This window comes from Pantoea sp. NGS-ED-1003, from assembly GCF_000738765.1.
Lineage (GTDB): Bacteria > Pseudomonadota > Gammaproteobacteria > Enterobacterales > Enterobacteriaceae > Pantoea > Pantoea septica.
The window spans coordinates 45,404-69,447 of the sequence record NZ_JPQA01000001.1 but is presented as its reverse complement, the minus strand read 5'-3'; the positions used below and the strand labels follow the sequence as shown (position 1 = coordinate 69,447).

General features: G+C 58.8%; 23 protein-coding genes and 1 pseudogene. 11 read left to right on the top strand and 13 right to left on the bottom strand.

The features are described from left to right. Positions 1 to 25: 25 nt before the first annotated feature. On the bottom strand, positions 26 to 1,933 hold the full coding sequence (locus JS46_RS00340; protein WP_033746619.1) for an ATP-dependent DNA helicase: 1,908 nt from the start codon (positions 1,931 to 1,933) through the stop codon (positions 26 to 28). A 123-nt stretch (positions 1,934 to 2,056) separates the two neighbouring features. Here JS46_RS00340 and JS46_RS00335 point away from each other — a divergent pair, with 123 nt between their 5' ends. Next, complete coding sequence (locus JS46_RS00335) at positions 2,057 to 2,401, top strand: RidA family protein (RefSeq protein ID WP_033746617.1); 345 nt, start codon at positions 2,057 to 2,059, stop codon at positions 2,399 to 2,401. A 16-nt stretch (positions 2,402 to 2,417) separates the two neighbouring features. Here the strand turns inward: JS46_RS00335 and JS46_RS00330 are convergent, their stop codons facing one another. After that, complete coding sequence (locus tag JS46_RS00330; protein ID WP_033746616.1) at positions 2,418 to 2,603, bottom strand: YoaH family protein; 186 nt, start codon at positions 2,601 to 2,603, stop codon at positions 2,418 to 2,420. Positions 2,604 to 2,694: 91 nt separating this feature from the next. Here JS46_RS00330 and pabB point away from each other — a divergent pair, with 91 nt between their 5' ends. The 4 genes from pabB to JS46_RS00310 all read left to right on the top strand — a co-directional run bounded on the left by pabB (position 2,695) and on the right by JS46_RS00310 (position 7,977). After that, positions 2,695 to 4,074 carry an aminodeoxychorismate synthase component 1 gene (gene pabB / locus JS46_RS00325; protein WP_235212952.1) on the top strand — a complete coding sequence of 460 codons (1,380 nt, stop codon included), beginning with the start codon at positions 2,695 to 2,697 and terminating at the stop codon, positions 4,072 to 4,074. Next, complete coding sequence (locus JS46_RS00320) at positions 4,071 to 4,637, top strand: CoA pyrophosphatase (RefSeq protein ID WP_033746610.1); 567 nt, start codon at positions 4,071 to 4,073, stop codon at positions 4,635 to 4,637. Before pabB ends, JS46_RS00320 begins: the two co-directional genes overlap by 4 nt. A gap of 189 nt (positions 4,638 to 4,826) precedes the next feature. Next, the gene (locus tag JS46_RS00315) at positions 4,827 to 6,191 is read left to right on the top strand and encodes an L-serine ammonia-lyase (RefSeq protein ID WP_033746608.1); all 1,365 of its coding nucleotides are present in this window, start codon (positions 4,827 to 4,829) and stop codon (positions 6,189 to 6,191) included. 223 nt (positions 6,192 to 6,414) lie between these two features. Further along, entirely contained in the window at positions 6,415 to 7,977 is a 1,563-nt protein-coding gene (locus JS46_RS00310; protein WP_033746606.1) for an EAL domain-containing protein, read from the top strand. Between the two features lie 170 nt (positions 7,978 to 8,147). On the opposite strand, the gene JS46_RS00305 is transcribed toward JS46_RS00310, so the two are convergent. Further along, positions 8,148 to 9,716: a TerC family protein gene (locus tag JS46_RS00305; protein WP_033746603.1), complete on the bottom strand. Its 1,569-nt coding sequence runs from the start codon at positions 9,714 to 9,716 to the stop codon at positions 8,148 to 8,150. 506 nt (positions 9,717 to 10,222) lie between these two features. Here JS46_RS00305 and manX point away from each other — a divergent pair. The 4 genes from manX to JS46_RS00285 all read left to right on the top strand — a co-directional run bounded on the left by manX (position 10,223) and on the right by JS46_RS00285 (position 13,441). Then, positions 10,223 to 11,191 carry a PTS mannose transporter subunit IIAB gene (gene manX, locus JS46_RS00300; protein ID WP_033746601.1) on the top strand — a complete coding sequence of 323 codons (969 nt, stop codon included), beginning with the start codon at positions 10,223 to 10,225 and terminating at the stop codon, positions 11,189 to 11,191. A gap of 60 nt (positions 11,192 to 11,251) precedes the next feature. Continuing rightward, positions 11,252 to 12,052 carry a PTS mannose/fructose/sorbose transporter subunit IIC gene (locus tag JS46_RS00295; RefSeq protein ID WP_033747932.1) on the top strand — a complete coding sequence of 267 codons (801 nt, stop codon included), beginning with the start codon at positions 11,252 to 11,254 and terminating at the stop codon, positions 12,050 to 12,052. 15 nt (positions 12,053 to 12,067) lie between these two features. Beyond that, positions 12,068 to 12,913, top strand: a complete 846-nt coding sequence (locus JS46_RS00290; protein WP_033746599.1) for a PTS mannose transporter subunit IID — start codon at positions 12,068 to 12,070, stop codon at positions 12,911 to 12,913. 69 nt (positions 12,914 to 12,982) lie between these two features. Next, complete coding sequence (locus tag JS46_RS00285) at positions 12,983 to 13,441, top strand: DUF986 family protein (protein WP_033746597.1); 459 nt, start codon at positions 12,983 to 12,985, stop codon at positions 13,439 to 13,441. On the opposite strand, the gene rlmA is transcribed toward JS46_RS00285, so the two are convergent. From rlmA to JS46_RS00265, 5 genes and pseudogenes are all read right to left on the bottom strand, one after another. Continuing rightward, positions 13,438 to 14,235, bottom strand: a complete 798-nt coding sequence (gene rlmA, locus JS46_RS00280; protein WP_033746595.1) for a 23S rRNA (guanine(745)-N(1))-methyltransferase — start codon at positions 14,233 to 14,235, stop codon at positions 13,438 to 13,440. The genes JS46_RS00285 and rlmA overlap by 4 nt on opposite strands. A 138-nt stretch (positions 14,236 to 14,373) precedes the next feature. Continuing rightward, positions 14,374 to 14,583, bottom strand: a complete 210-nt coding sequence (cspE, locus tag JS46_RS00275; protein ID WP_003852684.1) for a transcription antiterminator/RNA stability regulator CspE — start codon at positions 14,581 to 14,583, stop codon at positions 14,374 to 14,376. Between the two features lie 21 nt (positions 14,584 to 14,604). Next, positions 14,605 to 14,738 (bottom strand): annotated as a pseudogene (locus JS46_RS23995) (DUF2627 domain-containing protein). A gap of 524 nt (positions 14,739 to 15,262) precedes the next feature. Further along, positions 15,263 to 16,273: an MBL fold metallo-hydrolase gene (locus JS46_RS00270; protein ID WP_033746589.1), complete on the bottom strand. Its 1,011-nt coding sequence runs from the start codon at positions 16,271 to 16,273 to the stop codon at positions 15,263 to 15,265. Between the two features lie 27 nt (positions 16,274 to 16,300). Beyond that, positions 16,301 to 16,567, bottom strand: coding sequence for a YebO family protein (locus JS46_RS00265; protein WP_033746587.1), 267 nt, complete (start codon positions 16,565 to 16,567; stop codon positions 16,301 to 16,303). A 209-nt stretch (positions 16,568 to 16,776) separates the two neighbouring features. On the opposite strand from JS46_RS00265, the gene JS46_RS00260 reads away from it, so the two are divergent. After that, a complete protein-coding gene (locus JS46_RS00260; protein ID WP_033746584.1) occupies positions 16,777 to 17,013 on the top strand; it encodes a YobH family protein in 237 nt (78 codons plus the stop codon). Positions 17,014 to 17,084: 71 nt separating this feature from the next. Here the strand turns inward: JS46_RS00260 and kdgR are convergent, their stop codons facing one another. Next, on the bottom strand, positions 17,085 to 17,876 hold the full coding sequence (gene kdgR, locus JS46_RS00255; RefSeq protein ID WP_033746582.1) for a DNA-binding transcriptional regulator KdgR: 792 nt from the start codon (positions 17,874 to 17,876) through the stop codon (positions 17,085 to 17,087). A gap of 178 nt (positions 17,877 to 18,054) precedes the next feature. Between kdgR and JS46_RS00250 the strand changes: the two genes are divergently transcribed. After that, the gene (locus tag JS46_RS00250; RefSeq protein WP_033747929.1) at positions 18,055 to 19,434 is read left to right on the top strand and encodes an MFS transporter; all 1,380 of its coding nucleotides are present in this window, start codon (positions 18,055 to 18,057) and stop codon (positions 19,432 to 19,434) included. A gap of 51 nt (positions 19,435 to 19,485) precedes the next feature. Here JS46_RS00250 and htpX read toward each other — a convergent pair whose 3' ends face one another. The 4 genes from htpX to JS46_RS00230 form a co-directional block, all read right to left on the bottom strand. Then, complete coding sequence (gene htpX, locus JS46_RS00245) at positions 19,486 to 20,367, bottom strand: protease HtpX (protein ID WP_033746579.1); 882 nt, start codon at positions 20,365 to 20,367, stop codon at positions 19,486 to 19,488. A 218-nt stretch (positions 20,368 to 20,585) separates the two neighbouring features. Continuing rightward, positions 20,586 to 22,631: a carboxy terminal-processing peptidase gene (gene prc, locus JS46_RS00240; protein WP_033746576.1), complete on the bottom strand. Its 2,046-nt coding sequence runs from the start codon at positions 22,629 to 22,631 to the stop codon at positions 20,586 to 20,588. Positions 22,632 to 22,650: 19 nt separating this feature from the next. Continuing rightward, entirely contained in the window at positions 22,651 to 23,337 is a 687-nt protein-coding gene (gene proQ / locus JS46_RS00235; protein WP_033746573.1) for an RNA chaperone ProQ, read from the bottom strand. A 96-nt stretch (positions 23,338 to 23,433) separates the two neighbouring features. After that, positions 23,434 to 23,934 carry a GAF domain-containing protein gene (locus JS46_RS00230; protein WP_033746570.1) on the bottom strand — a complete coding sequence of 167 codons (501 nt, stop codon included), beginning with the start codon at positions 23,932 to 23,934 and terminating at the stop codon, positions 23,434 to 23,436. Positions 23,935 to 24,044: the final 110 nt, after the last annotated feature.

Below are 24,044 nucleotides of genomic sequence, written 5' to 3'. Positions count from 1 at the left end.
GCATGTTAGCACAGCCAAAGGAAAATTACTGTTTCGCTTGCTGCGTGAAGGCGATGGCGCGCGCCAGATCGCGAGTGCGCGGCGTCGGCGGCAGGCTGTTGAGAAACAGCGCGCCGTAGGGACGCGACACCAGCCGCTGATCGCAAATCACCAGCACGCCGCGATCGTCCGTGTCGCGGATCAGACGCCCTACGCCCTGCTTCAGAGTAATCACCGCGTCCGGCAGCTGCACGTCGCTAAAGGGATCGCCGCCACGCAGACGACAATCCTCCATACGCGCCTTCAGCAGCGGATCTTCCGGCGAGGTAAACGGCAGCTTGTCGATAATCACCAGCGACAGGGCGTCGCCGCGCACGTCGACGCCCTCCCAGAAGCTGCTGGTTGCCACCAGCAGCGCGTTGCCCGCTTCGATAAACTGTCGCAGCAGCTGGCCTTTGCTGGTTTCGCCCTGCACCAGCACCGGCAGCGTCATGCTGGCGCGAAACTCCGCCGCCAGTTCGCGCATCATCAGGTGCGAGGTACAGAGAAAGAAGCAGCGTCCTTTATTGGCGTCGATCAGCGGCTTCATCATGCGCGCCAGCTGACGCGCGCCGCCGGGGCGATTCGGCTCCGGCAGATTGCGCGGCACGCAGAGCAGCGCCTGACGGCTGAAGTCGAACGGACTGTTGAGGATCAGGGTCTTTGCGCTGCTGACGCCCAGACGGTCGGCGAAATGATGCATCTCTTCATTCACCGCCAGCGTCGCGGAGGTGAATATCCACGCCGCCTTGCGCGCGTCCATCACTTCCCGGAAGCGTTCCGAGACCGAGAGCGGCGTTAAGGCGAGAGTAAAATGGCGCGAGGTGCACTCGTACCAGTAGCTGTAGCCGGGCTCGTTGATGGCGCGCAGCCGCTTGAGGCGTCCGCGGTAGAGCGCAGCGCGTTCGAAGGCCGCGTCCAGCAGCGCCGAGCGTCCCAGCGACATTTTTATGACGTCGTAGCAAAGCTCGAGCGCGTCGTCGAGCAGCGTAAACATGCGCTGCACGTTGTTATCGGCGAAGAGTTCGCGCAGATTGCCGCGGTAGCCTGGATCGCCCAGCGTCAGGCGGAAATCCTGCGCGCACTGCGCGAGGCGGTCCGCCGATTTCTGCAGCTGCTGCACGTCGCGCACTTCGGTGCGGTAGGCAATATTGATGTCTTTCGCCAGGTCGAGCAGCTGGCGGCTGGAGAGCTGCTGCCCGAAGTACTGGCTGGCAATATCGGGGATCTGGTGCGCCTCATCGAAGATCATTACGTCCGCTTCCGGGATCAGCTCCGCGAAGCCGCTCTCTTTGACCACCAGATCGGCGAGAAACAGGTGGTGGTTTACTACCACCACGTCGGCATCCATCGCGCGTTTGCGCGCTTTGACCACAAAGCAATCTTTGTAGAGCGGGCAGTCGCTGCCGAGGCAGTTGTCGTTGGTGCTGGTCACCAGCGGCCAGATCGGGCTGTCTTCGGTGACGCCGCCGCAGCTGCTGATATCGCCGTCAACGGTTTGCGACGACCAGCCGCGCAGCGTGACCAGGTCGCCCAGCGCCTGGGCGTTAAGGTCGCCGCCCGCCATCGACTGCTGCTCCAGCCGCTCCAGACAGAGGTAGTTAGAGCGTCCTTTCAGCAAGGCGGTTTTACCGGTGAAATTTAACGCCTTCGCGATGGTTGGCAAATCGCGGCCGTAAAGCTGATCCTGCAGCGCCTTCGAACCGGTTGAAACAATCACTTTTTTTCCGGCGCGCAGCGCAGGCGCCAGATAGGCGTAGGTTTTCCCCGTGCCCGTTCCCGCCTCTACCACCAGTTCGCCGCCGGCCTTCACGGCCTCTTCTACTGCCTGCGCCATTTCACGCTGCGCCTCGCGCGGCTTAAAGCCGGCAATCGCCTGCGCCAGCGCGCCATCTACTGCAAAATCGTCCGCCACACTTCCTCACCCGTTTCGGCAAAAACACTGTAATTATGTCAGTATTCCGCCGGCCGCTCCACAACTGATGACAGCGGCCCCTGGACTATGCCAGGCTATCAACTGGAAAAGTAAGGAGAAACAATGACCATTACCCGTATCGATCCCGAACATCGCATGTCCGAAGCCGTTATCCACGATCAAACGGTTTATTACACCAGCGTGCCGGAAAACCTCGACGCCGACGCCGAGGCGCAGACCGCCAACGCGCTGGCGGTGATTGACGCCCTGCTGACGCGTGTCGGTTCGGACAAGAGCAAGATCCTCGACGCCACGATTTTTCTGGTGGAAAAAAGCGATTTCGCGGCGATGAACCGCGCCTGGGACGCGTGGGTGTCGCCCGGCAACGCGCCGGTGCGCTGCACCGTTCAGGCCGGGCTGATGAATCCGAAGTATAAAGTAGAAATCAAAATCGTCGCGGCGCTATAGGTTGCCGCGCCGGACGCTACTCTTCATCCTCGTCATCTTCGAAGCGCGCCAGGGTCCGCTCGCCCGTATGGGTCTGGCGGATCTCCTGCGCGACCTGAGTAATCGCCTCTCCGCTGGACATGCCGCCAGCCATCAGCTCCTGAATACGCTCCACCGCCTGCTGCTGCTGCTCGTGGGAGAGTGCCGGTAAACCCTTAAACATCATTCACTCCTGGTTGCGAGGCGGGCACTGTTCCGTGCGGAACAAACAGGTGCCAGCCGGAAAAAAATATGTCAGGCTAACGCCCTCATTGATGTCTGATTTTTGCCGAAAAATGGTCTCAACGCTCAGTCTACACTATACGCAGGATGCGCTCAGCGCGCATTTCGCCAGGATTTCTCATCTTCCCTGGGCGATGCTGCTCACCTCAGGTCATGCCGAGCATGCGGATAACCGCTTCGACGTGCTGACCGCCGATCCGCGCGCCACGCTGGTGACCCACGACGACCTTACGACGATTAGCGCGGACAATGCCGTCAGCCAGAGCGCCGAGGATCCGCTGCAGCTGGTGCAGCAGCAGTGCGAGGCGCTGGGCGCGCTCCCCGATCGCCGTGACGATCTGCCGTTTCAGGGCGGCGCGATCGGCCTGTTCGGCTACGATCTCGGCCGCCGCTTCGAACGCCTGCCGCAGCAGGCAGCGGACGATCTGACTACGCCCGATATGGCGCTCGGCATCTACGACTGGGCGCTAATCGCCGACCACCATCTGCAGCGCCTGACGCTGGTGTCGCTGGGAGACGCGCAGGCGCGGCTGCGCTGGCTGCTACAGTGGCCGCCGCGCGAGGCGGCGCCCTTCTCGCTCACCAGCGGCTGGCAATCCAACCTGAGCTACCGCGACTACGCCGAACGTTTTCACGCGGTGCAGGCCTATATCCAGGCAGGCGACTGTTATCAGGTCAATCTGGCGCAGCGCTTTCAGGCGCGCTATCAGGGCGATGAGTGGCAGGCGTTTTGCCGCCTCAACGCCGCTAACCGCGCCCCTTTCAGCGCATTTTTACGCCTGCCCGACAGCGCCATTCTCAGCCTGTCGCCGGAGCGTTTTTTATCGCTAAAGGGCGATGAGATTGAAACCCGGCCGATTAAAGGCACGCGGCCGCGCGCGGCCGATCCCGAACTCGACCGCCAGGAAGCGCTGGCGCTGGCGCAGTCGGAAAAGGATCGCGCCGAAAATCTGATGATCGTCGATCTGTTGCGCAACGATATCGGCCGCGTCGCCGCGCCGGGATCCGTCAGCGTGCCGGCGCTGTTCGAGGTCGAACCTTTTCCGGCGGTGCACCATCTGGTCAGCACCATTCGGGCGCGCCTGCCCGCCTCGCTGCACGCCAGCGATCTGCTGCGCGCCTGTTTTCCCGGCGGCTCTATAACCGGCGCGCCTAAAATCCGCGCGATGGAGATTATCGACGAGCTGGAGCCGCATCGCCGCAACGCCTGGTGCGGCAGCATCGGCTATCTCAGCCTGTGCGGACGCATGGACACCAGCATCGCCATCCGCACGCTGATCGCCGAACGGCAGCAGCTGTTCTGCGCGGCGGGCGGCGGCGTGGTCGCCGATAGCGAGCTGGATGCCGAATATCAGGAAACGCTACACAAAGTCAGCCGCATTTTACCTGCGCTGTCTGGAGACGACGAATGAAGCCGCTTACGCTCGACGCCTTTATTACCCGCTTTATGCTTCATCAGCCGGAAAAGCCGCAGCAGCGTCCCGCTGGTCGCCAGGCTGCGGTGCTGGTGCCGATCGTCGCGCGCGACGCGCCGGGCCTGCTGCTGACGCGTCGTTCGCGCGAGCTACGCAAGCACGCCGGTCAGGTCGCCTTTCCCGGCGGCATGCAGGACGACGACGACGCCTCGCTGGTGGCGACCGCGCTGCGCGAGGCGCAGGAAGAGGTGGGCATCGATCCTGGCGAAGTGAAGGTTATCGGCCAGCTCGCCCCCGTTACCAGCAGCACTGGCTTTCGCGTGACGCCGGTGGTCGGCATCATTTCGCCGCAGATTGCGCTGCACATCAATCCCGACGAGGTGGAAAGCGCCTTCGAGATGCCGCTGGAAGAGGCGCTGCGGCTTAACCGCTACGCGTCGCTGGAGGTGCAGCATGCCGGCCTGCGTCATCCGGTCTGGCTTTCGGTCTATGAGGAGTATCTGGTATGGGGCATGACGGCTGGCATCATCCGCTCTTTGAGCCAGCAAATTGCGTTCTGACCCCCGCTCCGCTCTCATTTACCTTTTATAAACAATCTGTTGCGCCCTGCTGTGCAGGATAACTATTTCTCGCCTGAACGATTAGTTTATTTCATGCGAAAAGGCGTTCGTTTACCCGGGTCGACGATTACTATTAGCGCCATAAACTGCCCCGGCAGAGATAAAAATTATTTGTGAGGAGTGTCGCCTGTGATTAGCGTTTTTGACATGTTCAAAGTGGGCATTGGCCCGTCGAGTTCCCATACCGTGGGCCCGATGAAAGCAGGCAAGGAGTTTGTCGACCTGCTGATTGAACAGGGAAAACTTCAGGAGGTGACGCGCATCGCCGTAGACGTGTACGGCTCGCTCTCGCTAACCGGCAAGGGCCACCATACCGATATCGCCATTATTATGGGGCTGGCGGGCGCCTCCCCGGCCACGGTGGATATCGATAGCATTCCCGCCTTTATTAAAGATGTCGAGCAGCGCGAGCGACTGCTGCTGGCCAACGGCGCACATAAGGTGGACTTCCCGCGCGAAGGCGGCATGGTGTTCCGCAGCGAGAATCTTTCGCTGCATGAAAACGGCATGCGCCTGCTCGCCTTTGCGGGCGATCTGCTGATTTTAAGCAAAACCTACTATTCGGTCGGCGGCGGCTTTATCGTCGACGAAGAGCATTTCGGCCAGTCGACGCTGGATGAAGTGAGCGTGCCCTGGCCTTTCCACTCGGCGAAAGAGCTGCTGGCGCACTGTCGCGAAACCGGCCTGTCGCTCTCTGGTCTGGTGATGAAGAATGAACTGGCGCTGCACTCGCGCGACGAGATCCGCGACTACTTTACCGACGTCTGGCAGACCATGCAGGCCTGTATCGATCGCGGGCTGAATACCGAAGGCGTGCTGCCGGGCCCACTGCTCGTGCCGCGCCGCGCCGCCTCGCTGCGCCGTCTGCTGACCTCATCGTCCAAACACTCCAACGATCCGATGAACGTTATCGACTGGATTAATATGTTCGCGCTGGCGGTCAACGAAGAGAACGCCGCCGGCGGCCGCGTCGTGACCGCGCCGACCAACGGCGCCTGCGGCATCGTTCCGGCGGTGCTCGCCTATTACGATCACTTTATCGAAACCGTGACGCCCGATATTTTCACCCGCTATTTCCTCGCGTCGGGCGCCATCGGTATTCTGTATAAAATGAACGCCTCGATTTCCGGCGCGGAGGTGGGCTGTCAGGGCGAAGTGGGCGTGGCCTGTTCTATGGCGGCCGCCGGACTGACCGAACTGCTGGGCGGCAGCCCGGAACAGGTCTGCGTCGCAGCCGAGATCGGCATGGAGCATAACCTCGGCCTGACCTGCGACCCGGTGGCCGGTCAGGTGCAGGTGCCCTGCATCGAGCGCAACGCCATCGCCTCGGTGAAGGCGATCAACGCCGCCCGCATGGCGCTGCGCCGCACCAGCGAGCCGCGCGTTTCGCTCGATAAGGTTATCGAAACCATGTATGAAACCGGCAAAGACATGAACGCCAAATATCGCGAGACCTCGCGCGGCGGCCTGGCGATAAAAGTTCAGTGCGACTAATGTCCCGGCGTCGGTTGTTTTTCGCGCAGTCATCATGAATTGCGCGTCTGGCCCTACCTCATCGCCCTGATTAACGATAGAGTAATGATTCGCGCGACCTTCTCAGGTCGCGCGGTTATTTCAGTACCGCTTTTTTTATCAAGCATGGCTAAACCTTATTTGCGCCTTGCCGATAATCTCCCCGTTATCCTGCTTTAATTTAGTGTGTGGAAGGTGGTTACTGATGCTTTTGGCCCAGCAATATGTTGGACAGTTTCGCCGTAAGCGACTCTTTATCGCGTTGGTGATCGCCGCTGTGGTTTTAATATTGACGCTGGCTTTGCGCTTTTTTGAAGAGAAATCGCGTATCGAAAAGCAGTCACTCAATTTCGCTGACAACGCCATTCAGCGCTTCGACCGTATGTTTTCGCCGCTCGACGTTTCGGCGAACAATACACTGGGGCTGGTCGGCGTGCCCTGTCAGGATGTGCGCTTCCCGCTGATTGAGAAAATTTCCGCGCTGCAAACCGTACGCGCCATACTGCTGGTGGAAAACGACACCATTTATTGCTCCAGCATTTACGGACCGCGCGCCATTCCTTTTAGTCAGACCTATCCCGAGCTGGCGATTAATAATCAGCGCATGATGCTGACCACCGACAATTACCTGCTGAAAGGTTCACCAATCCTGCTGCTGTGGACGCCTAAGTCGCTCGATAACCGCTCCGGCATTTTGCAGGCGATTAATATCGAGCTGATGAGTACCTATCTGCTGGAGCCGCAGCGTCCCTGGGTCGAGCGCGCTATTTTCAGCGTCGGCGGCGAGAGTCTGGAGTACGGCAATCCGCTGATTGAGCCGACGATGCCGTCAGAGGATGAGGTCAGCTACGACCAGGGTTCGCTGCGCTATCCTTTTTCCATTACGCTCTATGGCCCACCGCCGGCGCGCCTGGCGATGGCGTCGCTGCCGTCGCAGCTGCCGCTGGCGCAGCTGCTGAGCCTGCTGATCGGCTATATCGTCTGGCTGGCGACGGCGAATCGCATGAGCCTGAGCTGGCAGATCAGCTACGGCATTACCGCCAATGAATTTATGGTCTACTGTCAGCCGCTGATTAACGCCCAGAGCGGCGAGTGCGACGGCATCGAGCTGCTGCTGCGCTGGCATAACGCGCGCCAGGGCTGGATCCCGCCTGACGTGTTTATTCCGCTGGCCGAGCGACAAAATCTTATCGCGCCGCTGACGCGCTTTGTGATCGACAAAGCGGTGGCGCAGCTACCGAATCTGCCGCGCTGTCCGTCGTTTCATATCGCCATTAACGTGGCTGCCAGCCACTTTCGCGATCGCGCCATTGTCGAGGATCTGCAACAGCTGTGGTGGCCGGCGAATCCGCTGCCGAAGCTGGTGGTGGAGCTGACGGAGCGCGACGCATTGCCGGTGGTGGATCAGAAGGTGATTTCGCAGCTGCACAGCATCGGCGTGCGTCTGGCTATCGATGACTTCGGCACCGGACACAGTTCGCTCTCCTATCTGAAGGATTTACAGCCCGACGTGCTGAAGATCGACAAGATTTTCACCGCGGCGATCGGCACCGACGCCATTAACGCCACGGTGACCGATATGGTGATTTCGCTGGCGCAGCGTTTAAACATTAGTCTGGTGGCCGAGGGAGTCGAAACCGCCGAGCAGGCCGCCTATCTGCGCGAGCGCGGCGTGGATCTGCTGCAGGGTTATTTCTACGCGCGGCCGATGCCGATTGAGGATTTTCCCGCCTGGCTGACGCAGCATCAGACGCAGCTGACCCCGTAAAAAACGGCGCATATGCGCCGTTTAGTTTGCCTGTAAGAGCGGATGCCTGCGTGGATGAGAGGGCCCGATCGCAAAGTCGCTTTACGCATTCTTGCTCGCTCGGCCCCTCTCACCCACGCATTGAACAGCATCATCGTCTGTTCGATAAACCCGCTACAGATTTAGATTGATTACTGCTCCTCTTCCTCATCCTCGTGCGGCTTATCTTTGGTGACGCGCACCAGATCGACGCGATAGTCGGTCGCCTGAAGGATAGTAAAGTGCAGCGGCGGCAAATCGATCACCTCGCCCGGCAGCGGCAGCTGGCCTTTCTGACCAATCAGCAGACCCGCCAGCGAGGCGTGATCTTCATCGGGGTCGACCAGGTCATTGACGTCAAACAGCTGCTGGAGCGAATGCAGGTCGGTGCCGCCCTTCACAATCCAGCCGTCGCCGTCGGCGATGATGTCTGGCGTTTCATCCTCGTCCGGGAATTCGCCGGCGATCGCTTCCAGCACGTCCAGCGGCGTAATCAGCCCCTGCACTACGCCGAACTCGTTGGTAACGATAACGAAACTGCCTTTGGCGCGGCGCAGCACCCCCAGCAGATTAATCGGATCCAGCGTTTCCGGCACCACGATAGCGGGTGACGCGGCGGCAAAGGTCGCCACATCCATGCCATGTTCGATCGCCACCAGCAGCTCTTTGGCGCGCACCACGCCGATAATCTCATCCAGCTCGCCGCGGCACACCGGGAACAAGCTGTGCGGCGTGTCGAGCAGCTGAATACGGATTTCGTCCATTGGACGCTCGGCGTCAACCCAGGAGATTTCGCCGCGCGGCGTCATAATGCTGCGGATAGAGCGCGACGCCAGCGTCAGCACGCCGTTAATCATATAGCGCTCTTCATCCTTAAAGGCCTCCTGCGGCATCGCCTGCGTCAGAGGCGACTCTTCGTTCACCGCAGGCTGGGCCGGACGCTGACGACCGCCCATCAGACGCAAAATCGCCTCGGCGGTGCGCTCGCGCATTGGACGATGCGCCTGATGGCGCATAAAGTTGCGGCGCGCAATCTGGTTAAACAGTTCGATCAGAATAGAGAAGCCGATCGCCGCGTAGAGATAGCCTTTCGGGATATGGAAGCCGAAACCTTCCGCCACCAGCGACAGGCCGATCATCAGCAGGAAGCTCAGGCAGAGCACCACCACGGTAGGATGCGCGTTGACGAAGTTGGTCAGCGGCTTCGAGGCCAGCAGCATAACGCCCATGGCGATCACTACCGCCGTCATCATGATCGGCAGATGGTTCACCATGCCGACCGCCGTGATCACCGCATCCAGCGAGAAGACCGCGTCCAGCACCACAATCTGCGTCACCACCGCCCAGAAGCTGGCGTAGCTGCGGTTTCCCTGATGCTCGAGCTGACGGTTCTCCAGCCGCTCATGCAGCTCCATCGTCGCCTTGAACAAGAGAAACACCCCGCCCACCAGCAGAATCAAATCACGCCCTGCAAAGCTAAACTCGCCTACGCTAAATAACGGGCGCGTCAGCGTGACCATCCAGGAGATCAGCGACAGCAGGCCCAGACGCATCACCAGCGCCAGCGACAGGCCGATCAGGCGCGCCTTATCGCGCTGCTTCGGCGGCAGCTTGTCGGCAAGAATGGCGATAAAGACCAGGTTATCGATACCAAGCACGATTTCCAGTACGACAAGCGTGAGCAAACCGGCCCAGATTGAGGGGTCGAAGAGAAATTCCATCATTGACTCCTGAACGAGAGACAGACTGAACGATATCGTGCCAGCGTCGTGTGGTGACGTGACAGAAAGACAATCGGGTGAACTACAGGTACGCCGTCAGGCGTGAGGGAAGGCGCGGATGCGCGCATCAAAGTGGTTAAGCGACGTCGGTGACGATCCATAAAGGTGGGCTGAAACCCGTTACTCCTGAGTAATAAACAGATCGTTAATGTAACAGGCCAGTAATGTACGTCAAAAAATTTTCTTTCATTTACAAATGATTCGGCGGTGATTCGCCAATAAACCCTGTTTAAGGCGAGTTCGGCCGTCTGATTACTGACGACCGTCACATAAATTATTTTTTCGCGCACTAAAATAAATCGCGATTCACCGATTCATTTAAGACGCCCGGAGAATGATTCTTTAATACAGATGTTTTGACTACGTTTGTCGCCAGATAACCGTAGCGATAACTCATAACGATTCGTCGACTCCAGACGAATTTCTTTAGCGAACGGAGGTAGCAAGTGACCATTGCGATAGTGATTGGTACACACGGCTGGGCAGCCGAGCAACTGCTGAAAACCGCAGAGATGCTGTTGGGCGAGCAGGAGAACGTCGGATGGATCGACTTTGTGCCCGGCGAAAATGCAGAAACGCTTATTGAAAAATATCAGGCGCAGCTGGCAAAGCTGGATACCTCGAAAGGGGCGCTGTTTTTGGTCGATACCTGGGGCGGAAGTCCGTTCAACGCGGCCAGCCGCGTGGTGCTGGATAAAGAAAATTACGATGTCATCGCCGGGGTCAATATTCCGATGCTGGTAGAAACGCTGATGGCGCGCGACGACGATCCCAGCTTTACCGAACTGGTTGGCATCGCGGTGGAAACAGGTCGCGAAGGCGTTAAGGCGCAGAAAACCGAGCTTGCCGCGCCGCCTGCCCCAGCCGCCGCCCCTGCCGCCAAAGCGCCGCCTGCCCCAGCGCAGCCGCTGGCGCCGGGCGAACATATGAAAATCGGGCTGGCGCGCATCGACGACCGCCTGATCCACGGTCAGGTGGCGACGCGCTGGACCAAAGAGACCAACGTCTCGCGCATTATCGTGGTCAGCGACGAAGTCGCAAAAGATCACGTGCGCAAAACCTTGCTGACGCAGGTGGCGCCGCCCGGCGTGACCGCGCACGTGGTGGACGTCGACAAGATGGTGCGCGTCTGGAATAACCCGAAATATGGTCGCGACCGCGTGATGCTGCTGTTCACCAATCCCACCGACGTGCTGCGCGTCGTGGAACAGGGCGTCGACATTAAGTCGGTCAATATCGGCGGCATGGCGTTTCGCCAGGGTAAAACCCAGGTCAATAACGCCGTCTCGGTCGATGACAAAGATATCGCCGCGTTCCGTAAGCTCAATGAACGCAATATCGAGCTGGAAGTCCGTAAAGTCTCCAGCGATCAAAAACTGAAAATGATGGACCTGATTGCGAAGGTCAATGCGTAAAACGCCGGCAGCTGCGCCTGCGGGCCAGTTAACGCTATCCTGCTGAGGAGAAGGGATATGATGGAAATAACCTCGCTACAAATCATCCTGATATTTATCGTGGCCTGTATTGCGGGTATGGGTTCGATTCTGGATGAGTTTCAGTTTCACCGTCCGCTGGTGGCCTGTACCCTGATTGGGGCGGTGCTCGGCGATATGAAAACCGGCATCATCATCGGCGGCACGCTGGAGATGATCGCGCTGGGCTGGATGAACATCGGCGCCGCCGTGGCGCCCGATGCGGCTCTCGCCTCAATTATCTCCACCATTCTGGTTATCGCCGGCGGTCAGAGCGTCGGCGCGGGCATTGCGCTGGCGATTCCGCTGGCGGCGGCGGGCCAGGTGCTGACGATTATCGTGCGCACCATCACCGTGGCCTTCCAGCACGCGGCCGATAAGGCGGCGGAGAAAGGCAACCTGACGGCGATTTCGTGGATCCACGTCTCGGCGCTGGTGTTGCAGGCGATGCGTATCGCCATTCCGGCGCTGATCGTAGCGATTTCCGTCGGCACCAGCGCGGTTCACTCCCTGCTCAGCTCTATCCCAGAAGTGGTCACCAACGGCCTGAACATCGCCGGCGGCATGATCGTGGTGGTCGGTTACGCGATGGTCATCAATATGATGCGCGCAGGCTATCTGATGCCCTTCTTCTACCTCGGCTTCGTCACCGCGGCCTTCACCAGCTTTAACCTGGTGGCGCTGGGCGTCATCGGCGTGGTCATGGCAGTGCTCTATATCCAGCTGGCGCCGAAATATAACCGCGTGGCGGGCGCGCCTGCAGCGGGTCCGGCAAATAACGATCTCGATAACGAACTTGACTAAGGAACAGGTGACAACATGGTAGATACAACTACAACGCAAAAGAAACTCACCCCAGGCGACATCCGCGGCGTGTTTTTGCGGTCGAACCTGTTCCAGGGGTCGTGGAACTTCGAGCGTATGCAGGCGCTGGGCTTCTGTTTCTCGATGGTGCCGGTGATCCGCCGCCTCTATCCGGAAAATAACGAGGCGCGCCGTCAGGCGATCAAACGCCATCTGGAGTTCTTCAACACCCATCCCTACGTAGCCGCGCCGGTATTGGGCGTGACCATGGCGATGGAAGAGCAGCGCGCAAACGGCGCAGCAATCGATGACGCCGCCATCAACGGCATTAAAGTCGGCCTGATGGGCCCGCTGGCGGGCGTGGGCGACCCGATTTTCTGGGGCACCGTGCGTCCGGTCTTCGCCGCGCTCGGCGCAGGCATCGCCATGAGCGGTAGCCTGCTGGGTCCACTGCTCTTCTTCGTGCTGTTCAATCTGGCGCGCCTGCTGACCCGCTATTACGGCGTGGCGTACGGTTACCGTAAAGGGATCGATATCGTCAGCGACATGGGCGGCGGTTTCCTGCAGAAGCTAACGGAGGGGGCGTCGATTCTCGGCCTGTTTGTCATGGGCGCGCTGGTGAACAAGTGGACGCACGTTAATATTCCGCTGGTGGTGTCGCGCATTACCGACCAGACCGGGAAGACTACCGTCACTACGGTTCAGACCATCCTCGATCAGCTGATGCCGGGCATCGTGCCGCTGCTGCTGACCTTCGCCTGTATGTGGCTGCTGCGCCGCAAGGTCAACGCGCTGTGGATTATCGTCGGCTTTTTCGTTATCGGGATTTTCGGCTACTGGATCGGCCTGCTTGGCCTGTAGTACTCTCGCCGGGCGCGCCGCGCCCGGCCTCTTCCCCGCTTTTCCGCCGTATCGCCTCAGGAGAATGTGATGACACTAACGGACGGCCTCATCGCGCTCTGCATCGCCGCGCTGCTGCTTTTTTCTCTCTACAACGACTTTATTCTGCCGCGCCGCAAAGGCCCGACGCGTTTAAGCGTGGCGCTGCGGCGCAGGCACAAGATTGACAGCCTGATATTTATCGGGCTGCTGGCGATTTTACTCTGGAATAATGTGACGCATCAGGGGCCGCAGCTCACCACCACCCTGCTGATGGTGCTCCTCTTTCTCGCCTTCTGGCTCTTCTGGCTGCGCCGCCCAGTTCTGCTGATGAAGCGCGACGGGCTGTTTTACGGCAGCGTCTGGATAGCCTATGAACGCATTCAGAGCATCAATCTCTCCGAAGACGGCATTCTGGTGATGCAGCTGGAGCAGCGTCGCCTGCTGATCGCCGTGCAGCAGCTCGACGATCTGGAACGCATCTACCATACGCTGGTAGAGGCGCGCTAATCGCGCCGCCATAGTGTCAGACGGAAGTCGGCGTCGCATTCGAAGGTTTTCGACGCCTGCAGCTCCCCCCACACCGACGGCTTCGCGCGCCAGGCGAAAGGCGTCATCTGCAGCAGCGTGGCCGCCGCGTCGCCGCTCAGGTGCATCGCGTAGCGCAGCGACTGCTGGCTCTCTTCGCTAAAACCGCTGTAGCACTTCTCTTCCGGCGCATGCAGCTGCACCTCGCGATAGATCAGCGCCTTGAACTGTTGCAGATGGTGCGCTCCGGGCGTGACGGTCAGCAGCACGCCGCCAGGCCTGACGACGCGCGTTAGCTCCGCCTCGTTGCAGGGCGCGTAGATACGCACGACGCCATCCAGCGAAGCGTCGGCAAAAGGCAGACGCTGGCTAGAAGCGACGCAGAACCGCACGTCAGGATAGCGCTTCGCCGCCAGACGAATGGCGTTTTTGGCGATATCCAGCCCGTAGACCTCGCCGCCCAGCGCGCTAAGCGCCGAAGTGTAATAGCCTTCGCCGCAGCCGATATCGAGCAGCGCGCCCGCGTCCGGCAGCTTTTCGCGCAGCAGCGCCACCACGCCGTCGCGCAGCGGCTGATAGTAGCCCGCCTGCAGAAATTCACGCCGCGCCTGCATCATCTCCGGGCTGTCGCCAGGCTCGCGCGAACCTTTATGCTGAACGGGCAGCAAATTGAGGTAGCCCTCTTTCGCCTGATCGAACTGATGACGGTTTTCACAGCGCCAGCTGCGGTTTTCAGGCTGTAAAGGGAGATGACAGAGGGGGCAAATCAGCAACATACGAACTCCATTAACAAGAGCGCCGCAGTGTACTCCGTTCGCTGTCGTATCGAAAGCGCAAAGAAAAAGCCCCGATCAGATGACCAGGGCTTTACAGGATTCGTTTTCAGTGGTGCATGGCACCGAGCTGGCACGAAATCAGATAGCGGTTACGTTGACAGCAGCCGGGCCTTTCTGGCCGTCCTGAATTTCGAACTCAACGCTTTGGCCTTCAGCCAGGGTTTTGAAACCGTTGCCCTGGATAGCGGAGAAGTGTACGAACACATCTTTGCTACCGTCAGCAGGAGTAATAAAACCAAAACCTTTAGACTCGTTGAACCACTTAACCTGACCTTTAATCTTTGCCATTTTGCAAATTCCTTAGAGTGTTTATTTTGCCCGAAGGCAGACCTACAGAGAAACCAGAGACGTTACTGAATGAGGCACTAATAAGGTTCGGCAAGGAAGCGGTATTCAACGTCAACGTTTTTACTCGTAACTTCTTTACTGAAGATGCCATACATAAACAGAACTGTACCTCGTTTGACCCACGAATTGTTATCACATATCCGCAAATTAATGGCAAGGCATTTTTAATCGACCATGGACGCGCCGCACAAAATTTGCAAAGCAGCGACACGCTTTGTTCATTTTGGTACATAACTTGCCCAGCTTGTAGCCGAAAAAACGATATCCATCAACCCGTCGAAGATGCGAATAACTTTAGCGGATAACCGCGTCTTCATCCAACCTTGTTCACCGTAACGAATTAATTTACAGATAGATTATTGCATTATTATGGCATTCGTTTTTCTTAAGCGAAACCGTAAAACTAAAATGCGCCGCTGTTTTTGTCTTTAACGATAGCGGGCTCTCATTTTTGCTGGCGCAGATAATAAATGCTTTTGCACCAAAATCAGGAAAATAAAAACAGGCGTTGCCCCAATTAAAAGCAGAGCAACATGTATTTCTTATTACCATTTATTCTTTGATCCTGAATAATTGTTCTCTTAAAACCCAATACCCGCCTGGGGATAAGCGTCGTTATTTAGGAATTATCCTGGTTTATATTCGCCAGACTGCGGCCCTCCCCTATTCTCCACGGCGCAAAGCGGCCATTATCCTCTCCGCTGCGCTGAATGGCGCGCATTAATTCCGCCGGAGGCTCATCCAGCGATTCGTCAGCCAGTTCGAACACGCCCCAGTGGATCGGTAAGGTTAGCGGCTCACCCGTTAGCCGCCATAATGAAACCGCATGATCGGGATCCATATGGCTACTCTGCATGAACCATTTCGGTGCATAGGCGCCGACCGGTAAAGCTGCCAGATTAAAAGGCCCGAGCCGGCGCGGGATCTCCGCCAGATGGTCAGAAAAACCGCTGTCGCCGGAAAACCAGAAATTAAGCGTCTTGCTGCGCACCACCCAGCCGCACCACAGCGAGCGGTTGCGATCGTAGGGCGTGCGCATGCTCCAATGACGCGCCGGCACGGCGGTCAGGGTCAGATCCGCTTCCTGCCGGCTCTGCCACCAGTCGAGCTGGCGCACGTGGCGCGCGCCGCGCCGTTTAAACCAGCCTTCCAGCCCCAGCGGCACCAGAAAGAGGACCTCAGGGAAGCGGCGGAGAATGCGCCTGATGGTGGCGGAGTCGAGATGATCGTAGTGATTATGGGAAATCAGCACATAGTCGAGGCGCGGCAGATCCTGAATGCGCAGCGGCGGCGGGGTTTTACGTTTCGGTCCGGCAAAGGGCAGCGGCGAAGCGCGCGTCGAGAGTGCCGGGTCGATCAGCAGATAGCGCTGATTAAGGCGCAGCAGCATCGCCGCATGGCCTAACCACCAGACGCGATCGTCCGCACCAGCGAGATCGGCGGGCTGCCACCAGCGCATCCTGAACTGCTCATAGCCCGCCTGCGGCGGGAATGGCACTCCTGCCGCTTTGCGCTCTTTACGCCAGCGCTCGAGATCGCCTGGCTGGCGCAGATCCGGCTCGAGATTGCGAAAGCCTTCAGGGGTGTGGTGCGCTTTGCTGGCGTCGAACCAGGGGTTTTGCCAGGGCATGTCGCCTCCTTGCCGGGCTAAGGAACCTTAGCGTTCCGGGATCATGCGGATAAATTCGCGCGGCTCTTCCGTCTCCGGCTTTTCCTGCTCGACGCGCTGACTTTCTACCAGGCGACGCAGCAGCGCGTTCTGTTTTTTCTGCTCTTCCAGCAGCTGGCTCAGCAGCTGGATCTGTTCGCTGGCGCGCACGCTGGCCCGGTTAACGAAAAACCAGGCGATAAACGCCACAATAATAGTGACCGCCAGTACGCCATAGCTGAACAGCGGATCGGTGGTTGCGGCTAATTCGTTCATAACTGCCTCAAAAACGGAAAAATATCGATGGCGTCGATTCTACCTGCTGCGCACGCGGCTGACCAGGCTATGCGCCTGAATGCAGAATTCCCTGACGCCTCGCTTTCAGCAATCTCCGATCGCTTCGGCAGACAAAGCGAGGCAAGCTGTTAATATTACGGGCGGCAGCACAAGGTGGACAGCTGCGTTATGTATCACAAGGAGAAAAAATGAAACTCTTTATTCGGGCGATCGTTCTGCTCGCCGTTATCTGGGTCGCCATGCTGTTTACCGGCTATGGCGTGCTGACCGGCAGCGCTAAAAACGCAGCGGGTCTTGGCCTGCAGTGCAACTACCTGACCGCGCGCGGTCTGATTACTGCCCAGTATCTGCATACCGACAGCGGCGTTATCGGCGTGAGTGACTGCCCGCTGCTGAAGAAGAGCGGAGAGGTGATCGACAATTAAGCGGCACGCGGCCAACTGAGCCGCACTGACTATTCATTAAAAGGTCAAGCGGGCGTTTGCCCGCTTTTTTATCAGAAATCGTAGTGGTGATAGCCCATCTCGGCTGAGAGCGCCCGCGCCGCACGGTGCAGCATGGCGACATAGTCGCTTTTCGCCTCTTCCGAGAAGCGGATGGTCGGGAAAGAGATGCTCAGACCGGCGATAACCACGCCGAAGCGGTCAAAAACCGGCACGGCGATACAGCGTAATCCCTCTTCCTGCTCCTCGTTATCTTCGCCGAAGCCCTGCGCCTTCACCTGATCCAGCACCTCGATCAGCGCTTCGCGCGTGACGATGGTGTTAGCGGTGCTGCGTTTGAATTCCACCTCTTTGAGGATCTCATTCACCTCGGCGCGGTCGCGCCATGCGAGCAGCACTTTGCCGATCGCCGTAGTGTGCAGCGGATTGCGCCGTCCGATGCGCGAATACATACGCAAATTATAGAGCGAGTCGATTTTATGGATATAGACAATGCTGTCCTCTTCCAGCGCCCCGAGGTGAATCGTCTCTTTGGTCAGTCGTGAAAGCTCGCGCATCTGCACGTCTGCGCTACGAATAAGATCGACGTTCTGCAAAGCCTTGGCGCCCAGCTCGAACAGCTTCAGCGTCAGAGAGTACTTTTCGCTCTCGCCTTCCTGCGTTACATAACCCAGCGTCTTCATGGTCTGCAGGAAGCGGTAAACGGTGCTCTTCGACATCATCACGCGCTGCGCCAGCTCGGTAATGCCGTGATCGCGCTCTTCGCCCAGCGCCTGCAGAATGCCGAACACCTTCATAACGGAGGATACGGCATCGGGTTGTTTATCGTTTTCACTGGCGGCCATCGCGAACCCTTTTTTAAAATTGTTTTAATAAAATCGGAACAGGTGACCAATATAGCGCGCCAAACCCTCACCTGTCACCGCACGACATACTTTAACCCCGCTTTTTGCGTTAAAGACGGTGCGTTTCAGCAGCAGATTCATTAGCATGGTGATATTCACCCACTTTATTTTTCTCTCTATGTCCCCGACACCTTTTCAGGATGGCCTGCCCGCTCCGCAGCGGTACGGCGCTATTTTTACCATTGCGCTGGGTATTATGATGGCGGTGCTGGATGGCGCTATCGCCAACGTGGCGCTGCCGACCATCGCGCGCGACCTGCACGCCAGCCCGGCGCAGTCGGTCTGGATCGTTAATGCCTATCAAATCGCTATCGTCGCCTCGCTGCTGTCGCTCTCTTTTCTTGGCGATATGCTCGGCTATCGTCGGGTCTATCAGGTCGGGCTCGGCCTGTTTATCCTCACCTCAGCCTTTTGTGCCCTTTCCTCGTCGCTGTCGATGCTGACGCTGGCGCGCGTGCTGCAGGGCTTTGGCGGCGCGGCGCTGATGAGCGTTAACACCGCGCTGATCCGCATTATCTATCCGCAGCGTCACCTGGGGCGCGGCATGGCGATCAACTCGCTGGTGGTGGCGGTCTCCAGCGCTGCCGGGCCGACGGTAGCGGCGGCGATTCTGTCGTTCGCCAGCTGGAAGTGGCTGTTCCTGATTAACGTGCCGCTCGGCGTGATTGCGCTGTGGCTGGCGCTGCGCTTCCTGCCGGAGAACAGCCAGAAAGCGAAGGCGCAGAAGTTCGACGTGCCGAGCGCGCTGATGAACGCGCTGTTTTTCGGCCTTCTCATCTATGCGCTGACCGGTTTCGCCCAGGGCGGAAGTCGGGCGCTGGCGCTGGCTGAAGTGGTGGTGCTGGCGGTGCTCGGCTGGTTCTTCGTGCGTCGACAGCAGCGTCTGGCGGTGCCGCTGCTGCCGGTGGATCTACTGCGCATTCCGCTGTTCAGCCTCTCCATCTGCACCTCTATTTGCTCTTTCTGCGCACAGATGCTGGCGATGGTGTCGCTGCCCTTTTTCCTGCAGAACGTGCTGGGACGCGACGAGGTCGCAACCGGCCTGCTGCTGACGCCCTGGCCGCTGGCGACGATGGTGCTGGCGCCGATTGCCGGACGCCTGATTGAGCATATTCACGCCGGGCTGCTTGGCGGCATCGGCCTGGCGCTGTTCGCGGCGGGATTGTTTCTGCTGGCGCTGCTGCCCGCGCAACCGCAGGACTGGGATATTATCTGGCGCATGGCGCTGTGCGGCGCCGGTTTTGGCCTGTTCCAGTCGCCTAACAACCACACCATTATCTCTTCCGCCCCGCGCAACCGCAGCGGCGGCGCCAGCGGCATGCTGGGCACGGCGCGTCTGCTGGGTCAGAGCAGCGGCGCAGCGCTGGTGGCGCTGATGTTCACCCTGTTCGATCAGGGCGGCACGCACGCTTCGCTGATCCTCGCCGGACTCTTCTCCAGCGTCGCGGCGCTCTTCAGCCTGTCGCGCCTGTCGCAGAAACGCGCCGCGGCGCAGTGACGGCCATAAAAAAGGCGACTCCGGGGAGTCGCCTTTTTATCGCCTGAGCGGTTACTTCAGATACTGACCGCTGCGCAGCGCTTCAATACGCTTATCCAGCGGCGGGTGCGACATAAAGAGCTCGCTCAGCGACTTGTTTTTGCCGTTGATGCAGAACGCCATCATGCTGCTCGGCTCCTGCGGTTCGTAGCTGGTTTTCAGACGCTGCAGCGCGGCGATCATCTTCTCGCGCCCTACCAGCTTCGCAGAACCGGCGTCGGCGTGGAATTCGCGGTGGCGCGAGAACCACATGGTGATGATGCTGGCCAGAATACCGAACACCAGCTCCAGCACCGTCGCCACGGCAAAGTAGACCAGCGGATTGCCGTTGCTGCTCTCTTCGCCGTCGCGGTTGCCGGAGAGGAAGCCTGACGCCACCTGCGCGATAATGCGCGAGATAAAGATGACGAAGGTGTTCACGATGCCCTGAATCAGCGTCATGGTCACCATGTCGCCGTTGGCGATATGCGCGATCTCGTGCGCCAGCACCGCTTCCGCTTCGTCGCGGCTCATGTTTTGCAACAGTCCGGTAGAAACGGCGACCAAGGAGGCGTCGCGGCGCGCGCCGGTGGCGAAGGCGTTGATGTCGGGCGCATGGTAGATAGCGACCTGCGGCATCGCGATGCCCGCCTGCTGCGCCTGACGCCCAACGGTCTGCATCAGCCAGCGTTCCGTTTCATTCCGGGGTTGTTCAATCACTTCACCGCCGACCGAACGCAACGCCATCCACTTCGACATCAGCAGTGAAACAAACGCACCGCCAAAGCCAAACAGGCCTGCCATGATCATCAGGCCCTGAACACTGCTTGACTGGATCCCTGTCAGGCTGAGGATCAGCCCAAAGACCAACATCACAGCTAAGTTGGTCACCAGGAAAAGAGCAATACGCATCATAAAAGTTAATCTTCCTCAGTTGTTCATGCGCTGACTGCGCGGATCCTTATCCTAGGGTCATCGCAGCGCATTTCAAGCGACCTTAAGCTTTAAGTGCCTAAAAAGACATAACTTTACATTTAGTCACGCTTTCGCTGCACGGCCAGGTTTGCGCGGGTTATTGCCGGCTTGCAGGCAAAAAAAAGCACCGCGGCGCGGTGCTTTTCACTCCCCTGCGCTTACTGCGCGGCAGGGGCCGTTGACGCGGGCTGTGACTTATCCAGCTGCGCCAGGTCGTTGGCGATTCTTACCGTCTCGTCGAGATAAGGATCGGGCTCTTTATAATCTTTCGGCAGATCGTCCAGGCTCTTCAGCGGCTTTTTGCCTTCCGCCTGATAGCGCGCGTTAATCCGCTCCAGACGCAGCGCATCCTCTTCGTGGTTCTCTTTTTCGCGCTGGGCGAGATTGAGCGACACGATATTGCGCTTGTCCTTCATCGCATTGAAGCGGGCGATATCTTTCATGATGTACTGGAACTCGCGATCCTCGGCGATACGCGCTTCATGCTGTTTGGTCAGCTGCGCTACCAGCGGCTTGACGTCGCCGGTTTTGGTGTAGGTCGCCGCGTTGATGCTGTCCCACGGCAGCGCGTTATCTTCGAACTTCTCGCCGGTTTCCGCCGCTTCTACGCCGGTCGGCATCAGCAGATCCGGCGTGACGCCTTTACGCTGGGTGCTGCCGCCGTTGATGCGGTAGAACTTCTGGATGGTGTACTGCACGGAACCGAGCGCAGGCCACTCCGGACGCAACATCTGATCGTAGATGCGGTTCAGGGAGCGATACTGCTGCACGGTGCCTTTGCCGAAGGTCGGTTCGCCGACGATCAGCGCGCGACCGTAGTCCTGCATCGCCGCCGCGAAGATTTCCGACGCCGAAGCGCTGAAGCGGTCCACCAGCACCACCAGCGGGCCTTTGTAGTAGACGACGCCGTCGTTGTCGCTGTCTTCTCGCACGCGACCGTTGTTGTCGCGCACCTGCACGACCGGACCGCTGGGGATAAACAGACCGGAGAGCGAAACCGCTTCGGTCAGCGCGCCGCCGCCGTTGGTGCGTAGATCGATCACCACGCTGTCGACGTTCTGCTTCTGCAGTTTTTGCAGCTGCACCTTCACGTCATCGGTCAGACCGACATAGAAGCCCGGAATATCCAGCACGCCGACTTTCTGTTTGCCGACGTTGTGCACGCTCATCTTCACCGCGCGGTCTTCAAGACGGATCTTCTCGCGCGTCAGGGTCACGGTGCGGGTTTTGGTGCCTTTACCGGCCGGCAGCACTTCAAGACGCACTTTACTGCCTTTCGGCCCCTTGATTTTGGCTACCACGTCGTCGAGACGCCAGCCGATCACATCTTCCATCGGCTTGCCCGGCTGACCGACGCCGACAATGCGGTCGCCGACGCTGATCGCTTTGCTCTTCGCCGCCGGGCCGCCTGCGACCATCGAGTTGATCACCGTGTAGTCGTCATCCATTTGCAGCACCGCGCCGATGCCTTCCAGCGACAGGCTCATTTCGGTGTTGAACTGTTCGGTGTTGCGCGGCGACAGGTAGTTGGTGTGCGGGTCGATTTCATGCGCAAACGCGGTCATCGCCAGCTGGAACACATCTTCGCTGTTGCTCTGCGCCAGACGACGGATCGCGAAGTTGTAGCGCTTGGTCAGCACATCGCGGATCTCTTTTTCGTCTTTGCCCGCCAGCTTAAGGCTGAGCTGGTCATATTTGACCTTGGCGTCCCATAGCGCGTTCAGCTCGGCCTGATCTTTCGGCCAGGGCGCTTTGGCGCGGTCGATATCGATGGTGTCGTTGCCGCTAAAGTTCATCGGGCGGTTCAGCACGTCGAGCGCGTACTGGTAGCGCTCGAAACGGCGTTTCTGCGCCAGATTGTAGAGATCGTAAAACACGTCCAGCTTGCCGCTGCGCAGCTCATCGCCAAGCGTGGTTTTTTTATCGGCGAACTGCGCCACATCCGACGCCAGCAACACGTTGTGGTTGTAGTCGAGCAGATTGAGGTAGCGGTCGAAAATTTTCGCTGAAAACGCCTGGTCGAGATCGAACTGGCGATAGTGTGAGCGGGTAAAGCGGGAGGTCACCCGTTCGCTGACGGTGGGATCCTGCGGATCTTCGTGAAGCTGGGGGATCTGATCGGCGCGGGTAATATTCTCAGCGCCAAATGAAGGGCCTGCCAGTAGCAGGCCCGCAATCATACCGATTTTTAACAGGGTGTTCATGCCGGGGTCAGCCTCCGTTTCAGAACTGCAAGTGTTCTGCGCGCACAATCATTGCCATGCCGGAAGCGAGCTGTACCCGAACGCCGTCTTTTGACACTTCAAGAACGGTCGCGTCCATCGCACTTTTGCCTGCTTTGACTTTGATATTCTGGCCAGGTTGCAAAGTTGAGGTATCGGTGATGGGTTTCGCCTGCGCTGCAGGGCGCGGAGCCGGTTTGCGATCCTGAGCGGCCGGACGAGGCGACTGAGGACGCGCTTTACGCGGCGCTTCGCCTTCTGCTGGCTTGCGTGCGGCCGGACGACGCGGACGACGGGGTTCTGCGCCCTCTTCGCCTGCTTCGCGCTTCGCGGCTTTCTGCTGCTCGCGCTGCGCCTGAACGCGCGCTTTCGCCTCTTCCAGCTGCTGACGCGCATGCTGCACATGCTGCTCGTCGAGCACGCCGCAGGCGTTGCCGTCGAGATCGACGCGCGTCGCGCCGGCTTTGATGCCGTAGAGATAACGCCAGCTGGAGGTATAGAGACGCAGCGCCGAACGCAGCTGAGTCTTGCTCAGACCCATTTCGCCCTGAACGCGCTCGACCAGATCCTGAAAGATGCCGATTTTGAGCGGACGCGCCTCACCTTCGGCGCTAAAGCAGTTTGGAAAACGTTCCGCCAGAAAGGCGATCACTTCTTTACTGCTATTCAACTTAGGTTGATTTTCCATGAAATTTCCTGATTACAACGGATTTGCCGACCAGAGCAGGCATGAACAGGCGACATTATAATGACAACATTGCCAAATACCATGCGATCCAGTCGATTAGCTACGCGTCAGCTGCAAAAATTTTTCGATATCGCTGTCCGCCAGCACGTCGCAAAGCCCATCAGTCAGTGCAACCAGCCCTGTCTCATCCTCGCTGTCGAAGCGATTGAACACCGTGCTGTCGATATCCAGAACGCCTACCAGCGCGCCGTTTACTTTCAGAGGAATCACGATCTCGGCGTTGCTGGCGGCGTCGCAGGCGATATGGCCAGGAAAGGCGTGCACGTCGCCGACGCGCTGCACTTTATCCTGCGCCATCGCCGTGCCGCAGACGCCTTTGCCTACCGGGATGCGCACGCAGGCGATTTTGCCCTGAAAAGGCCCCAGCACCAGCGTGTCGGCTTCCGTCAGCAGGTAGAAGCCCGCCCAGTTGACGCCCTCGAGGCGTTCATACAGCAGCGCGCTGAAATTGCCCATTGCGGCGAGGAACGATCTCTCCCCTGCGAGCAATGCGCGCATGTCGCGATTCAAATCATCGTAAAAGGCAGTTTTGTTCATTGTTTAACCATTAACATTAACAACAGAGCGGCTTTAATTAACCGCCCGTTAAAATAAGCACTAAATATCCACCGCCACAAGGTGAATCATAGCGTTAGTTGCTATAACCT

What these genes read in the sequence shown, in the direction of transcription:
- JS46_RS00310 (WP_033746606.1), top strand. Translation starts at nt 6,415, where the DNA reads ATGCTTTTGGCCCAGCAATATGTTGGACAGTTTCGCCGTAAGCGACTC.
- JS46_RS00305 (WP_033746603.1), bottom strand. Translation starts at nt 9,716, where the DNA reads ATGGAATTTCTCTTCGACCCCTCAATCTGGGCCGGTTTGCTCACGCTT.
- JS46_RS00250 (WP_033747929.1), top strand. Translation starts at nt 18,055, where the DNA reads ATGTCCCCGACACCTTTTCAGGATGGCCTGCCCGCTCCGCAGCGGTAC.
- proQ (WP_033746573.1), bottom strand. Translation starts at nt 23,337, where the DNA reads ATGGAAAATCAACCTAAGTTGAATAGCAGTAAAGAAGTGATCGCCTTT.
- JS46_RS00265 (WP_033746587.1), bottom strand. Translation starts at nt 16,567, where the DNA reads ATGAACGAATTAGCCGCAACCACCGATCCGCTGTTCAGCTATGGCGTA.
- JS46_RS00335 (WP_033746617.1), top strand. Translation starts at nt 2,057, where the DNA reads ATGACCATTACCCGTATCGATCCCGAACATCGCATGTCCGAAGCCGTT.
- htpX (WP_033746579.1), bottom strand. Translation starts at nt 20,367, where the DNA reads ATGATGCGTATTGCTCTTTTCCTGGTGACCAACTTAGCTGTGATGTTG.
- JS46_RS00230 (WP_033746570.1), bottom strand. Translation starts at nt 23,934, where the DNA reads ATGAACAAAACTGCCTTTTACGATGATTTGAATCGCGACATGCGCGCA.
- cspE (WP_003852684.1), bottom strand. Translation starts at nt 14,583, where the DNA reads ATGGCAAAGATTAAAGGTCAGGTTAAGTGGTTCAACGAGTCTAAAGGT.
- JS46_RS00295 (WP_033747932.1), top strand. Translation starts at nt 11,252, where the DNA reads ATGGAAATAACCTCGCTACAAATCATCCTGATATTTATCGTGGCCTGT.
- JS46_RS00290 (WP_033746599.1), top strand. Translation starts at nt 12,068, where the DNA reads ATGGTAGATACAACTACAACGCAAAAGAAACTCACCCCAGGCGACATC.
- JS46_RS00320 (WP_033746610.1), top strand. Translation starts at nt 4,071, where the DNA reads ATGAAGCCGCTTACGCTCGACGCCTTTATTACCCGCTTTATGCTTCAT.
- kdgR (WP_033746582.1), bottom strand. Translation starts at nt 17,876, where the DNA reads ATGGCCGCCAGTGAAAACGATAAACAACCCGATGCCGTATCCTCCGTT.
- rlmA (WP_033746595.1), bottom strand. Translation starts at nt 14,235, where the DNA reads ATGTTGCTGATTTGCCCCCTCTGTCATCTCCCTTTACAGCCTGAAAAC.
- JS46_RS00330 (WP_033746616.1), bottom strand. Translation starts at nt 2,603, where the DNA reads ATGTTTAAGGGTTTACCGGCACTCTCCCACGAGCAGCAGCAGCAGGCG.
- pabB (WP_235212952.1), top strand. Translation starts at nt 2,695, where the DNA reads ATGTCTGATTTTTGCCGAAAAATGGTCTCAACGCTCAGTCTACACTAT.
- JS46_RS00285 (WP_033746597.1), top strand. Translation starts at nt 12,983, where the DNA reads ATGACACTAACGGACGGCCTCATCGCGCTCTGCATCGCCGCGCTGCTG.
- prc (WP_033746576.1), bottom strand. Translation starts at nt 22,631, where the DNA reads ATGAACACCCTGTTAAAAATCGGTATGATTGCGGGCCTGCTACTGGCA.
- JS46_RS00270 (WP_033746589.1), bottom strand. Translation starts at nt 16,273, where the DNA reads ATGCCCTGGCAAAACCCCTGGTTCGACGCCAGCAAAGCGCACCACACC.
- JS46_RS00260 (WP_033746584.1), top strand. Translation starts at nt 16,777, where the DNA reads ATGAAACTCTTTATTCGGGCGATCGTTCTGCTCGCCGTTATCTGGGTC.